The 14,291-nt window shown below is 70.1% G+C and carries 10 protein-coding genes; 9 read left to right on the forward strand and 1 reads right to left on the reverse strand.

Features of this window, described 5'->3' with window-relative positions:
* The first annotated feature begins 95 nt into the window (after positions 1-95).
* The gene (locus PZ894_RS18610; RefSeq protein WP_275747182.1) at positions 96-2,327 is read left to right on the forward strand and encodes a bifunctional (p)ppGpp synthetase/guanosine-3',5'-bis(diphosphate) 3'-pyrophosphohydrolase; all 2,232 of its coding nucleotides are present in this window, start codon (positions 96-98) and stop codon (positions 2,325-2,327) included.
* A gap of 101 nt (positions 2,328-2,428) precedes the next feature.
* Here PZ894_RS18610 and PZ894_RS18615 read toward each other — a convergent pair whose 3' ends face one another.
* Positions 2,429-3,670 carry a DUF349 domain-containing protein gene (locus PZ894_RS18615; RefSeq protein WP_275747094.1) on the reverse strand — a complete coding sequence of 414 codons (1,242 nt, stop codon included), beginning with the start codon at positions 3,668-3,670 and terminating at the stop codon, positions 2,429-2,431.
* Positions 3,671-3,760: 90 nt separating this feature from the next.
* Between PZ894_RS18615 and PZ894_RS18620 the strand changes: the two genes are divergently transcribed.
* The 8 genes from PZ894_RS18620 (at position 3,761) to PZ894_RS18655 (ending at position 14,286) form a co-directional block, all read left to right on the forward strand.
* Positions 3,761-4,432 (forward strand): MBL fold metallo-hydrolase, encoded by a 672-nt coding sequence (locus tag PZ894_RS18620; protein WP_275747096.1) that lies wholly within the window; start codon positions 3,761-3,763, stop codon positions 4,430-4,432.
* 1 nt (position 4,433) lies between these two features.
* Positions 4,434-5,786 (forward strand): histidine--tRNA ligase, encoded by a 1,353-nt coding sequence (gene hisS / locus PZ894_RS18625; RefSeq protein WP_275747098.1) that lies wholly within the window; start codon positions 4,434-4,436, stop codon positions 5,784-5,786.
* Complete coding sequence (gene aspS, locus PZ894_RS18630) at positions 5,783-7,552, forward strand: aspartate--tRNA ligase (RefSeq protein ID WP_275747100.1); 1,770 nt, start codon at positions 5,783-5,785, stop codon at positions 7,550-7,552. Before hisS ends, aspS begins: the two co-directional genes overlap by 4 nt.
* A 327-nt stretch (positions 7,553-7,879) precedes the next feature.
* Positions 7,880-8,896, forward strand: a complete 1,017-nt coding sequence (locus PZ894_RS18635) for an ABC transporter permease (RefSeq protein ID WP_275747102.1) — start codon at positions 7,880-7,882, stop codon at positions 8,894-8,896.
* 88 nt (positions 8,897-8,984) lie between these two features.
* On the forward strand, positions 8,985-10,733 hold the full coding sequence (locus PZ894_RS18640) for an ABC transporter substrate-binding protein (protein WP_275747104.1): 1,749 nt from the start codon (positions 8,985-8,987) through the stop codon (positions 10,731-10,733).
* A 187-nt stretch (positions 10,734-10,920) separates the two neighbouring features.
* A complete protein-coding gene (locus PZ894_RS18645) occupies positions 10,921-11,937 on the forward strand; it encodes an ABC transporter permease (RefSeq protein WP_275747106.1) in 1,017 nt (338 codons plus the stop codon).
* A gap of 13 nt (positions 11,938-11,950) precedes the next feature.
* Positions 11,951-13,000 carry an ABC transporter ATP-binding protein gene (locus PZ894_RS18650; protein ID WP_275747107.1) on the forward strand — a complete coding sequence of 350 codons (1,050 nt, stop codon included), beginning with the start codon at positions 11,951-11,953 and terminating at the stop codon, positions 12,998-13,000.
* Complete coding sequence (locus PZ894_RS18655; protein WP_275747108.1) at positions 12,997-14,286, forward strand: dipeptide ABC transporter ATP-binding protein; 1,290 nt, start codon at positions 12,997-12,999, stop codon at positions 14,284-14,286. The genes PZ894_RS18650 and PZ894_RS18655 overlap by 4 nt, the downstream gene beginning before the upstream one ends.
* The last annotated feature ends 5 nt before the right edge of the window (positions 14,287-14,291 follow it).

Here is a 14,291-nt window from a genome sequence, read left to right on the forward strand (position 1 = left end):
CGCCTAGACTGAAGCGCGTGACCGAGGAACGCACCGCACCGCCGGCCCCGGCCGGCCCGCGCCGTGCGTCCGAGCCGGGGCCGTCCACGCGCAGCATGCGGGCGCGGCTCGCCCGGATGGGCACCCGCGGCCAGAGTGCCAACCCGGTGCTCGAGCCGCTCTTCCGCGCGGTCCGCGCCAACCACCCGAAGGCCGACCTAGCGCTGCTGGAGCGCGCCTACCTGACCGCCGAGAAGCTGCACGGGACCCAGACCCGCAAGTCCGGCGATCCCTACATCACCCACCCGCTCGCGGTGACCACCATCCTCGCCGACATCGGCATGACCGAGCCGACGCTCGCCGCCGCACTGCTCCACGACACCGTCGAGGACACGCCGTACACGCTGGACCAGGTGCGCCACGACTTCGGTGAGGAGGTGGCTCAGCTCGTCGACGGCGTGACCAAGCTCGACAAGGTCAAGTACGGCGACTCCGCGCAGGCCGAGACGATCCGCAAGATGATCGTCGCGATGTCGCGCGACATCCGGGTGCTCGTCATCAAGCTCGCCGACCGGCTGCACAACATGCGCACGCTGCGCTACGTGCGGCAGGAGACCCAGGAGCGGGTCGCGCGCGAGACCCTCGACATCTACGCCCCGCTGGCCCACCGGCTGGGCATGAACACCATCAAGTGGGAGCTCGAGGACCTCGCGTTCGCGACGCTGCACCCCAAGATCTACGACGAGATCGTCCGGCTCGTCGCCGAGCGGGCGCCCTCGCGCGACCAGTTCCTCGCCGAGGTGATCGCCCAGGTCGAGAACGACCTGCGCGAGGCGAAGGTGAAGGCGACAGTCACCGGCCGCCCGAAGCACTACTACTCGATCTACCAGAAGATGATCGTCGGGGGCCGGGACTTCTCCGACATCTACGACCTGGTCGGCATCCGCGTGCTCGTCGAGAACGACCGTGACTGCTACACCGTGCTCGGCGTCCTGCACTCGCGGTGGAACCCGGTGCTCGGCCGGTTCAAGGACTACGTCGCGATGCCGAAGTTCAACATGTACCAGTCGCTGCACACGACGGTGATCGGTCCGCAGGGCAAGCCGGTCGAGCTGCAGATCCGGACGTACTCCATGCACCGCCGCGCCGAGTACGGCGTCGCCGCGCACTGGAAGTACAAGGAGGACAGCCGCGCCGGGCTCGACACCGACCGCTCCGCCGACGGCGACGACATGACCTGGGTGCGCCAGCTGCTGGACTGGCAGAACGAGGTCGAGGACCCGGGCGAGTTCCTCGAGTCCCTGCGCTTCGAGATCAACCGCGCCGAGGTCTACGTGTTCACCCCGCGTGGCGACGTGATCGCGCTGCCGACGGGCGCGACCCCGGTCGACTTCGCCTACGCCGTCCACACCGAGGTCGGCCACCACACGATCGGCGCCCGGGTCAACGGCCGCCTGGTGCCGCTCGAGTCCGCGCTCGAGAACGGCGACGTCGTCGAGGTCTTCACCTCCAAGTCGCCGACGGCCGGACCGTCCCGCGACTGGCTCGGCTTCGTGAAGTCGCCACGGGCCCGCTCGAAGATCCGGCAGTGGTTCACCAAGGAGCGGCGCGAGGAGGCGATCGACCGCGGCAAGGAGCAGATCGCCAAGCTGATGCGCAAGGAGGGACTGCCGCTCAAGCGGCTGATGTCCCACGAGGCGCTGACGCTGGCGGCGGTCCACTTCAAGCTCGCCGACGTGTCCGCGCTGTACGCCGCCGTCGGCGAGGGCAACCTGTCCGCGCAGGCCGTCGTACGCCGCGTGATCGACCTGCACGGCGGCGACGACGGGGCCGCGGAGGACCTCGCCGAGGGCGTCACCATCACGGGCCGCCGGTCGCGGTCGAAGGTCCAGCCGGGCGGCGACTCCGGTGTCATCGTCAAGGGTGCGCCCGACGTGTGGGTCAAGCTCGCCAAGTGCTGCACGCCGGTGCCGCCCGACCCGATCCTCGGGTTCGTCACCAAGGGCGGGGGAGTGTCGGTGCACCGCCGGTCGTGCACCAACGCCTCCAGCCTGAACTCGCAGCCGGAGCGACTCGTCGACGTCGAGTGGGCGCCGACGGGCCAGTCCAGCTTCCTCGTCAACATCCAGGTCGAGGCCCTCGACCGGGCCCGCCTGCTCTCCGACATCACGATGGCGCTCAGCGACGCCCACGTCGACATCCTCAGCGCCAACCTGTCGACCTCACGCGACCGGGTCGCCAAGAGCCGCTTCACCTTCGAGATGGCCGAGGCCAAGCACCTCGACACGGTGCTCAAGGCGGTGCGCTCGGTGCCGGGCGTCTTCGACGCCTACCGCGTCACGCAGTAACGGGTTGAGTCGGGACTTGTGACGGTTGAGTCGGGACTTCCGGTCGCAAGGCGACGGAAAGAACTCCCGACTCAACCGTCGAGAAGTCCCGACTCAACCCCTCAGCCGGAGTAGTCAGCCGAGGCGCGCCTGGCCATCTCGAGGAAGGAGCGGCGGGAGGCGAGGTTCTCCTCGAGCTCCTTGATCCGCTTCTCGTCGCCGCCGGCCCGGGCGTTGTCGAGGTCGGCCTCGAGCTGGGCGATGGCGGACTCGAGCTTGGTGACCATGTCGTCGGCGCGTGCGGACTTCTCCGGGTCGGAGCGCCGCCACTGCTCGTCCTCGACGCCGCGGATCTCCTGCTCGACGCGGCGGAAGCGCGCCTCGAGATCCTTCATCCGGTCGCGGGGCACCTTCCCGGCGGCGTCCCAGCGGTCGGCGAGGTCGCGGAAGGCGCGCTTGACGGCGTCGAGGTCGCCCTCGGACTGCAGCGCGGGGAGCAGCGCCTCGGCCTCGACCAGCAGCGCGTCCTTGACCTCCGCGTTGGCCGCGAACTGCTTGTCCTGCTCCGCCGCCGCGGCGTCGCGGGCGCCGAAGAAGGTGTCCTGGGCGCCGCGGAAGCGCTTCCACAGCGCCTCGTCGACGTCGCGCGGCGCGGGACCGGCGGCCTTCCACTGCCGCATCAGGTCGCGGTAGCGAGCGGCGGTCGCCCCGAAGTCGGTCGACGTCGCCATCGACTCCGCCTCGTCCGCGAGCCGCTCCTTGACGGCGCGGGCCGCGTCCCGCTTCTCGTGCTGCTCGGCGAAGTGTCCCTTGCGCCGCCGCGTGTACGCCGTGCGCGCTGTCGAGAAGCGCCGCCACAGCGCGTCGTCGGAGGAGCGGTCGATGCGGGGGAGCGCCTTCCACTCGTCGAGCAGCTCGCGCATCCGGTTGGCACCGTGCCGCCAGTCGGAGCCCTCGGCGAGGGCCTCGGCCTCGGCGACGATCCGCTCCTTGCCCGCGCGGGCCTCGGCGGAGCGCCGGGCGCGCTCGGCCTTGCGTGCCTCACGCTGCCGCTCGAGCAGGGGCGCCAGCGCGTCCAGCCGGGCGGTCAGCGCCGCCAGGTCACCCACCGCGTTGGCCGTCGCGACCTGGTCGTGGACGGTGCGCACCGACGTGGCGGCCTCCTCGGGCGACATCACCCCGCTGGCCACCCGCTTCTCCAGGAGCTCGACCTCGAACGCCAGTGCGTCGTACCGCTCGGTGAAGAACCCGAGCGCCTCCTCGGGCGAGCCCTCGGGGTACTGCCCCACGGAGCGCTCGCCGTCGGCGGTCTTCACGTACACGGTCCCGTCGTCGTCGACTCGACCCCACTGGTGACTGATCACGGCTCCATGCTAGTCAAGCCCGGCCGCTGCCCTGACCGGTCGCCCACCACCGGTGCGGCGTGGCGCGGGACGGCTCGATAGTCTGCCGGGGTGTTGATCGCCGGCTTCCCCGCAGGTCCCTGGGGCACCAACTGCTACGTCGCCGCGACCGGACCCGGCGCCGAGTGCGTGGTGATCGACCCGGGCAAGGACGCCGCGGCCGGCGTCGCCGAGGTCGTCCGCGAGCACCGGCTCAAGCCGGTCGCCGTGCTGGTGACCCACGGCCACGTCGACCACATGTGGTGCGTCGCCCCGGTCGCCGGCGCGTACGACGCGACCGCGTGGATCCACCCCTCCGACCGGCACCTGCTCACCGACCCGCTGGCCGGGCTGTCCCCGGAGTCCGCCGAGTTGCTGCTGGGTGGGCCGAGCCGGTGGGCCGAGCCCGACGACGTCCAGGAGCTCGAGGACGCCCAGGCGCTGGAGCTTGCCGGTCTGCGCTTCGTCGTCGACCACACCCCCGGGCACACCGGCGGATCGGTGACCTTCCGGACGCCGTACGCGCAGGAGGACGTCTCCGAGGTCATGTTCTCGGGCGACCTGCTCTTCGCCGGGTCGATCGGCCGCACCGACCTGCCGGGCGGCGACCACCCGACGATGCTGCAGAGTCTCAAGAGCAAGGTGCTTCCCCTCGCCGACGACGTCGTCGTGCTCCCGGGCCACGGCGAGCAGACGTCGATCGGCCGGGAGCGCGTGACCAACCCGTTCCTCCAGGACCTCTGAGATGCCCAGGCCCACCCCGCTGAGCGGGTTCCCCGAGCTGCTTCCTGCCGCCCGCGTGGTCGAGCGCGAGGTGATCGCCTCGCTGTCGCAGACCTTCGAGCTGCACGGCTTCGCCAACATCGAGACCCGGGTCGTGGAGCCGCTGGACCGGCTCGCCAAGGGCGGCGAGATCGACAAGGAGATCTACGTCCTGCGCCGCCTCCAGGCCGGTGACGACGAGGGCGACGCCGCCGACGACCGGGTGCTCGGGCTGCACTTCGACCTCACCGTGCCGTTCGCCCGCTACGTGCTCGAGCACGCCGGCCACCTGGAGTTCCCGTTCCGGCGCTTCCAGGTCCAGCCCGCGTGGCGGGGGGAGCGCCCGCAGGAGGGACGCTTCCGGCAGTTCACCCAGGCCGACGTCGACATCGTCGGCAGGGACGTGCTGCCGTTCCACCACGACGTCGAGGTGATGCGCGTGATGGTCGACGCCCTCGACGCGCTGCCCATCCCGCCGGTGAGCTTCCAGTTCAACAACCGCAAGCTGATCCAGGGCTTCTACCGCGGTCTCGGCGTCCCCGACGTCACCGCGGCGATCCGCACGATCGACAAGCTCGACAAGCTGCCCGCCGAGCGGGTCGCCGAGCTGCTGGTCGACGACGCCGGCGCGACGCCGGTGCAGGCGCAGCGCTGCCTCGAGCTCGCGACGATCCGGGTCCCCGACACCTCGTTCGTCGAGCAGGTGCGCGCGCTCGGCGTCGAGGACGAGCTCCTCGAGGAGGGCCTCGCCGAGCTCGCCGCGGTCGTCGAGGGCTGCGCGGCCGGCGGGCACCGCCACGTGACGGTCGAGGCCAACCTGCGCATCGCGCGAGGCCTGGACTACTACACCGGCACCGTGGTCGAGATCTTCATGGAGGGCTACGAGCGCCTGAAGTCCGTCGGCGGAGGAGGGCGGTACGACGCCCTCGCGTCCGACGGGCGCACGACCTACCCCGGCGTCGGCGTCTCGTTCGGCGTCTCCCGCACCCTGATCCCGCTGCTCGCCGACGGCGTGCTCGCCGGGAGCCGGCCGGTGCCGAGCGCCGTGCTGGTCGCCGTCGTCGACGAGGAGTCCCGCGGCGCCAGCCTCGCGGTCGCCGACGCCCTGCGCGCGCGGGGCATCCCCTGCGAGGTCGCGGCGAGCGCGCAGAAGTTCGGCAAGCAGATCCGGTACGCCGAGCGCCGGGGCATCCCCTTCGTGTGGTTCCCGGGCGCGGACGGCGACGAGGTCAAGGACATCCGGACGGGGGAGCAGGCCGCGGCGGATCCCGCCGCCTGGACGCCGCCCGCAGAGGACCTGCGACCGCAGGTCACGATCAAGGAGACAGAGCAGTGATCCGCACCCAGGACGCCGGCGCGCTCCGCGCCGACCACGTCGGCCAGACCGTCACCCTCGCGGGGTGGGTGGCCAACCGGCGCGACCACGGAGGAGTCGCGTTCATCGACCTTCGTGAGGCGAGTGGCGTCGTCCAGGTCGTGATCCGCGACGAGGCCGTCGCCCACCACCTGCGCGCCGAGTACTGCCTCAAGGTCACCGGCGAGGTCACCCGGCGCAAGGAGGGCAACGAGAACCCCAACCTCGCGACCGGCGAGATCGAGGTGGTCGCCAGCGACGTCGAGGTCCTCAGCGCGGCCGCGCCGCTGCCGTTCCCCATCAGCGACCACGTGGACGTCGGGGAGGAGGCGCGCCTGCGGCACCGCTACCTCGACCTGCGCCGTCGCGGCCCCGGCGACGCGATCCGGTTGCGCAGCAAGGTCAACAAGGCCGCGCGCGACGTGCTCGACCGGGACGGGTTCGTCGAGATCGAGACACCGACGCTCACCCGGTCGACGCCGGAGGGCGCCCGCGACTTCCTCGTGCCCGCCCGCCTCCAGCCCGGCAGCTGGTACGCCCTCCCGCAGAGCCCGCAGCTGTTCAAGCAGCTGCTCATGGTCGCCGGCATGGAGCGCTACTACCAGATCGCGCGCTGCTACCGCGACGAGGACTTCCGCGCCGACCGGCAGCCGGAGTTCACCCAGCTCGACATCGAGATGAGCTTCGTGGAGCAGGACGACGTCATCGCCGTCGCCGAGCGGGTTCTGGTCGCGCTGTGGCAGCTGATCGGCCACGACGTACCCGTGCCGCTGCCGCGGATGACGTACGCCGAGGCGATGGCCCGCTACGGCTCCGACAAGCCCGACCTGCGGATGGGCCAGGAGCTCGTCGAGTGCACCGAGTACTTCGCGGACACGCCGTTCCGCGTCTTCCAGGCGCCCTACGTCGGCGCCGTGGTGATGCCCGGGGGAGCGAGCCAGCCCCGCAAGCAGCTCGACGCCTGGCAGGAGTGGGCCAAGCAGCGCGGCGCCAAGGGCCTCGCCTACGTGCTCGTGCAGGAGGACGGGGAGCTCGGCGGCCCGGTCGCCAAGAACATCACCGACGAGGAGAAGGCCGGACTGGCGGCGCACGTGGGTGCCCGGCCGGGAGACTGCATCTTCTTCGCGGCCGGCCCGGTCAAGGCCAGCCGCGCGCTGCTCGGCGCGGCGCGCCTGGAGATCGGCCGTCGCTGCGGCCTGGTCGACGAGGACGCGTGGAGCTTCCTGTGGGTCGTCGACGCGCCGCTCTTCGAGCCCGCCGACGAGGCCACGGCCGCGGGTGACGTCGCGGTCGGCGGCGGCGCGTGGACCGCCGTGCACCACGCCTTCACCTCGCCGCAGGACCTGGAGACGTTCGACGGCGACCCGGGCAACGCCCTGGCGTGGGCCTACGACATCGTCTGCAACGGCAACGAGATCGGCGGCGGGTCGATCCGTATCCACCGCGACGACGTCCAGACGCGCGTGTTCGCGATCATGGGCATCGACGAGGCCGAGGCGCAGGAGAAGTTCGGCTTCCTCCTCGAGGCGTTCAAGTACGGCGCCCCGCCGCACGGTGGCATCGCCTTCGGCTGGGACCGGATCGTCGCGCTGCTCTCGCGCAGCGAGTCGATCCGCGACGTGATCGCGTTCCCGAAGTCCGGCGGCGGGTTCGACCCGCTCACGGCCGCGCCGGCGCCGATCACGCCGGAGCAGCGCAAGGAGGCGGGCGTCGACGCCGTACCCGCCACCGAGGAGCAGTCCGGGTAACGGACGCATCACGGATGACGGGCGTCCGGAAGTGGCCTGCGTCGCTCCCGCCACCGGGCCGCCGGACCGCGACCTGCAGGTTCTGTCGCGGAGTCGGCGAGGCGACGGAAGGAGCGCGGCCGGGGTGCCGTGAGGGCGCAGGGTGTCGCGCGAGACCGCCCTTCCGGCGAATACGCCAGGTGAACGCGTCGAGACCAGATCGTTACACGCCGAAGACCCGATGATGCGTGTGCGTCACATAGAGTCGCTGCGGTCGTCGACCAGCGGACCACTCGCAATCCGGGTGCCACGCCCGACGCCGGGCTCAACCGAGAAGACAGAGGTGCCATGACCGTTCAGGCCTCCAACCTGGAGAGCGAGCAGCTGCCGGACCCCTCCGGCGCCCCCGAAGGTGATGTCTCGAAGCTGGCCGGCAAGTCACCCACCCGGCTCGCGCTCGGTCGCTTCCGCCGCGACAAGCTGTCGATGGTGGCGTTCGTGGTCGTCGCGCTCTACATCCTCGCGGCGTTGTCGGCGCCGTTCCTGGTCAAGTTCGGGGTGCTCGACCCGACGAGCTTCAACCAGGAGCTGACCGACCCGTCGACCGGCGGCCTGCCGATCGGCAAGCTCGGTGGCATCAGCTGGGAGCACCCGCTCGGTGTCGAGCCGCAGACGGGCCGCGACGTGCTGTCGCGGGTCTGGTACGGCCTGACCTTCTCGCTGGCGATCGCGCTGACGGCGACGATCCTCGCGATCGTCTTCGGCGCCGTGCTCGGCATCATCGCCGGCTTCAGCGGCGGCTGGGTCGACGCGACCATCGGCCGCGCGATCGACCTGACGCTGTCGTTCCCGTCGACGCTGATGCTGCTGGCCCTCTCGAGCATCGGCATCCAGCTGATGGCCGACATCCTCCCAGGCACCTTCTCGGACCCGCTGCCCAACGGCGCGTACGTCGTCTTCGTGCTCGCCCTCTTCGGGTGGCCCGGCGTCGCGCGCATCATCCGCGGCCAGGTGTTGTCGGTGCGTGAGCGGGAGTTCGTCGACGCCGCGGTGCTGCTCGGCGCCTCGCGCCGGCGGATCTACTTCAAGGAGATACTGCCGAACCTGTGGGCGCCGATCCTGGTCGTGTTCACGCTGACCATGCCCGCCTACATCTCGGCCGAGGCGGCGCTGAGCTACCTCAACGTCGGCATCAAGCCGCCGACCCCGACGCTGGGCAACGTCCTGCGCAGCTCGATCAACTACTCGTCGGCCGACTTCATCTTCTTCTTCACCCCGGCCTTCCTGATCATGATCATCGTCGTGAGCTTCAACCTGCTCGGCGACGGCCTGCGCGACGCTCTCGACCCGAAGACGCACCGGTGAGGTCGCGTCCCACCCCCCACGATCTCGGCGGCACGGAGTCGCCGAAGGTGCCGCCGCTCCAGGCGCGACACACACTCAAGGAGAAGTAATGTTCAAGTATCGAAAGCGGGTGCTCGCTGCCTCCGCTGCGATCGCTCTCGCTGCCGGGCTGGCGGCGTGTGGCGGCGACGACGGCGGCGAGAGCAGCGACAACCCCACCGGCGACGCGGCGGCGACGGGTGAGGCTGGTGGCACGCTCAACTACCTCATCTACGCCCCGATCGAGCACGTGGACCCGCAGCGCATCTACGTGGGTCGCGACATCACCAACTTCAGCCGGACGGTCTACCGCCAGCTGGTGACGTTCCCGATCTCCACCGACCCCGAGGTCTCCAACACGCCGGTCCCCGACCTGGCGACGGACACCGGCACCTCCGAGCAGGGCGGCAAGGTCTGGTCCTTCACGGTCAAGGACGGCGTGAAGTGGGAGGACGGCCAGCCGATCACGTGCGAGGACTTCAAGTACGGCGCCTCGCGTGTGTTCGCCACGGACGTCATCACCGGTGGCCCGAACTACCTGCTGAGCTACCTGGACATCCCGACCGACGAGAAGACCGGCCTGCCGGCCTACAACGGTCCCTACAAGGGTGACGGCCAGGAGCTGTTCGACAAGGCCATCACCTGCGACGGCAACACCATCACGTACAACTTCAAGAAGCCGTGGCCGGACTTCCCGCTGGCCGTCGCGGGTCTGCACATGATGGACCCGTACCGCCAGGACAAGGACCAGGGCGACAAGTCCAACTTCCAGATCTTCTCCAACGGTCCCTACAAGCTCGAGGGCACCTGGTCGAAGAACAAGGGCGCGACGCTGGTCCGCAACGAGAACTACGACCCGGCCACCGACGACCCGGACAACATCCGCCGGGCGCTGCCGGAGTCGATCGTCTTCAACATCGGTCAGACCACCGAGACGATCTACGACCAGCTGATCGCCGACTCGGGCGACGCGCAGACGGCCGTCACCGGCCAGCGGGTCCCGCCGGCGTACTACAACCAGATCGAGGGTGCGGTCGCCGACCGCTCGTCGCTCCAGGCGTCGCCGTACGTCGACTACCTGGTGCCGAACTTCCGCAACATGACCGACCCGAAGGTCCGTGAGGCCCTCAAGGTCGCGACCAACGCGGAGGCCTGGATCAACGCCGGTGGTGGCGAGAAGGCCTACGCCCCCGCCGAGTCCATCGTGAACCCGGCCGTGGTCGGCTACCAGGACAACCCGGCGTTCTCGGGCCCCCAGGAGGGCGACCCGGAGGCCGCGAAGGCGCTCCTCGAGGAGGCCGGAGTCCAGACGCCGTTCCCGATCACCTTCACCTACCCGAGCTCGGAGACCGCTGACAAGCAGGCCGCCGCGCTGAAGGAGACCTGGGACGCCGCCGGCTTCGACGTGACCCTCGACGGCCTGGGTGACACCTACTACGACGTCATCCAGAAGCCCAACAAGGAGAGCGACGTGATCTGGGGCGGCTGGGGTGCCGACTGGCCCTCCGCCATCACCGTGACCCCGCCGCTGTTCGACAGCCGGATCAACCTGACCCAGAACTCCGACGGTCAGGACTACGGCGCCTACAAGAGCGACGAGTTCAACTCGCTCGTCGACCAGGCCCAGGAGGCCGGCACGCTCGAGGACCAGACCGCCGCCCTCCAGGAGGCCGACATCGTGCTCGGCCAGGATGTCGCCTACATCCCGCTGGAGATCGCGCAGTTCTACTTCCTCTACGGCTCCAAGGTGACCGGCTTCACCACCACGCCGGCCAGCTCGATGTACCCGGACCTGGGTGCCATCGGCGTGGAGTCCTGATCCACGAGTAGAACCCGCAACACCTCGCCGGGCGGTCGCACACGATGCGGCCGCCCGGCCTCGGGGTGGGGGTCCTCGTCGAGGGTTCCCTCACCCGCCACACCGCCCAGGGTGCATGCTGGGTCCAGCACCACAGTGCCGGCCCTGTCGCACCCGCCAGTTCTCGACCAGTCCGAGGTGGTCCCCGATGTACGCCTACGTGGTCCGACGCCTGTTCGTCGGCGTGATCATGCTGATCGCGATGAGCCTGGTGACGTTCGTCCTGTTCTTCGCGTCGCCGATCGACCCGGCGCGCTACGCGTGCGGGAAGAACTGCTCGCCGGAGCTGCGCGAGCAGACCCGCAACGCGCTCGGCTACGACAAGCCCGTCATCGTGCAGTGGACCGACTTCCTCAAGGGCATCGTCCAGGGGCGCGACTACCCCGACGACCCGGAGCTCCGCGCGGCCGCGCCCGAGCTCGTCACGCACTGCCCGGCCCCGTGCTTCGGCTACTCCGTCGTCAACACCAAGACGGTCAACGAGGAGATCAAGGAGGCCTTCCCGGTCTCGCTCTCGATCTCGGTCGCGGCCGTCGTGCTCTGGCTCTTCTTCGGCGTCCTGCTGGGGGTGATGGCCGCCATACGAAGAGGCACGATCGTCGACCGCGGGATCGTCGCGGCGGCGCTGGTCCTCTACGCGTTCCCCTCCTTCTTCATCGGCCTCTTCCTGCTGAAGTTCATCGCGATCAAGTGGGAGCTGGTCGACGTCCCGGTCTACACCACGATCGCCGAGGGTGGGATCGGCGGCTGGCTGTCGTCGTTGCTGCTGCCGGCGGTCACGCTCGCGATGCTCTACATGGCCGGCTACGTGCGGATGACCCGCGCCTTCGTGCTGGAGTCGATGACCGAGGACTACGTGCGCACGGCGCGCGCCAAGGGCCTACGCCAGAACAAGGTGCTCGTCAAGCACACGATGCGCGCGGCCCTGACCCCGCTCGTGACGCTGATCGGACTGGACTTCGCCGGCCTGATGGGCGGCGCGATCATCACCGAGACGGTCTTCAACTACAACGGCCTGGGCAAGCTCGCCTACGACGCCAACACCACGAACGATCTCCCGACGATCATCGGCCTCGTGCTGCTGCTCGGCACGTTCGTGATCCTGGCCAACATCATCGTCGACATGCTCTACGCCGTGATCGACCCGCGCGTGCGCGTGGGCTGAGGGGGATCCTGCAGTGGCATTTCTTTCTGTCCGTGACCTCAAGGTCCACTTCCCGACGGTCGACGGCGTCGTCAAGGCGACCGACGGCCTGTCCTTCGAGCTCGAGAAGGGCCGGACCCTCGGCATCGTGGGCGAGTCGGGCTCCGGCAAGTCGGTCTCGAGCTCGGCGATCCTGGGCCTGCACCGCAAGACGAGCGCCAAGGTCAGCGGCGAGATCCTGCTCGACGGCACCGACCTGCTCACGCTCTCCGACGAGCAGATGCGGCGGCGTCGCGGCAAGGACGTCGCGATGATCTTCCAGGACCCGCTCTCGGCGATGCACCCCTACTACTCGGTCGGCAACCAGATCGCCGAGGCCTACCGCGTCCACCACGACGTCAGCAAGAGGGCCGCGAAGGCCCGCGCCGTCGAGATGCTCGACCGGGTCGGCATCCCGCAGCCCGACCGGCGCGTGGACGACTACCCGCACCAGTTCTCCGGCGGCATGCGGCAGCGCGCCATGATCGCGATGGGGCTGATCAACAACCCGAGCCTGCTCATCGCCGACGAGCCGACCACCGCACTCGACGTCACCGTCCAGGCGCAGATCCTCGACCTGCTCCAGGATCTCCAGAAGGAGTTCGAGTCCGCGGTCATCATCATCACCCACGACCTCGGCGTCATCGCGGAGATGGCCGACGAGGTGCTGGTGATGTACGCCGGCCGAGCCGTCGAGTACGGCTCGGGCAACGAGATCCTCACCCACCCCGAGATGCCCTACACCTGGGGCCTGCTCTCCAGCGTGCCCGACGTCAGCGGCGACACCGACGCGCGGCTGATCCCGATCCCGGGCAACCCGCCGTCGCTGCTCAACCCGCCCTCCGGCTGCGCGTTCCACCCGCGCTGCCCGCACCGCGACAAGGTGCCCGGCGACCTGTGCTTCACCACGCTGCCCGAGCTGGCGCCCGGGACCCGGACCGAGACCCACCTCAAGCGGTGCCACCTCACCGACCCCGACGCCGTCTACGAGCGCGAGGTCCTGCCGGAGATCGCGCCGGACCTCGTCGAGGAGAGCCACTCATGAGCGACCGCACGAGCGACGAGCTGCCCGTGAGCGCGGGCATGCCGAACGACGACCCTCGGCCGCGGGGCGAGGACCCGGTCGACAGTGACGAGATCGACTACGTGGCGCCGCTCGAGGCGCACGCCGCCTCGGTGGCGGACCCGAACGCGAAGCCCATCCTCGAGGTCCGCGACCTCAAGATGTACTTCCCCGTGAAGTCCTCGGGCATCATCCGGCGCACGATCGGGCAGGTCCAGGCCGTCGACGGCGTGTCGTTCCAGGTGCCCGAGGGCGGCTCGCTCGGTCTCGTGGGTGAGTCGGGCTGTGGCAAGTCGACGACCGGTCGGCTGATCACGCGGCTCTACCAGCCCACCGGCGGCACCATCAACTTCGACGGTCGGGACATCTCGAAGACCAGCGCCCGGCAGCTCAAGCCGCTGCGGCGCGAGATCCAGATGATCTTCCAGGACCCCTACACGTCGCTGAACCCGCGGCACTCGGTGGGCTCGATCATCGGCGCACCGCTCGCGATCCACAAGGTCGTGCCCAGGGACAAGATCCTGCCGCGCGTCCAGGAGCTGCTGGACATCGTCGGCCTCAACCCCGAGCACTACAACCGCTACCCGCACGAGTTCTCCGGCGGCCAGCGCCAGCGCATCGGCATCGCCCGAGCGCTCACGCTGCAGCCCAAGGTCCTCGTCGCCGACGAGCCCGTCTCCGCGCTGGACGTGTCCATCCAGGCGCAGGTCATCAACCTGCTCCAGGACGTCCAGCGCGAGTTCAACATCGCGTTCCTCTTCGTCGCGCACGACCTCGCCGTGGTCCGGCACTTCTGCCCCGAGATCGCGGTCATGTACCTCGGCAAGATCGTCGAGATCGCGGACCGCGAGACGCTCTACAACCGGCCGAACCACCCCTACACCCAGGCCCTGCTGTCGGCCGTGCCCGACGTCAAGCAGGCCGCGGTCGGGGGTCGCCGCGAGCGGATCCGCCTCGAGGGCGACGTGCCCAGCCCGATCAACCCGCCCTCGGGTTGCCGGTTCCGCACCCGCTGCCCGATCGCCCAGGAGATCTGCGCCCGCGTGGAGCCCCCGCTGCTCCAGATCGGCCAGCGCCACAAGGTGGCCTGTCACTTCGCGGGCGAGCTCGGCAAGCACCCGGACCGGCCGGTGACGGCGCCGCTGCTGGGCGTCGACGACACCGGTGCCCCGGACCCGGGTGCCACGCCGTCGCCGCTGGCCGCCAACGAGCCGGGCTACTCGGACACGTGGTACGACCTCGAGCGCAAGACGATGGCCAGCGCCTGACCTGT

It is taken from the genome of Nocardioides sp. YIM 152315, from assembly GCF_029210375.1.
GTDB lineage: Bacteria > Actinomycetota > Actinomycetes > Propionibacteriales > Nocardioidaceae > Nocardioides.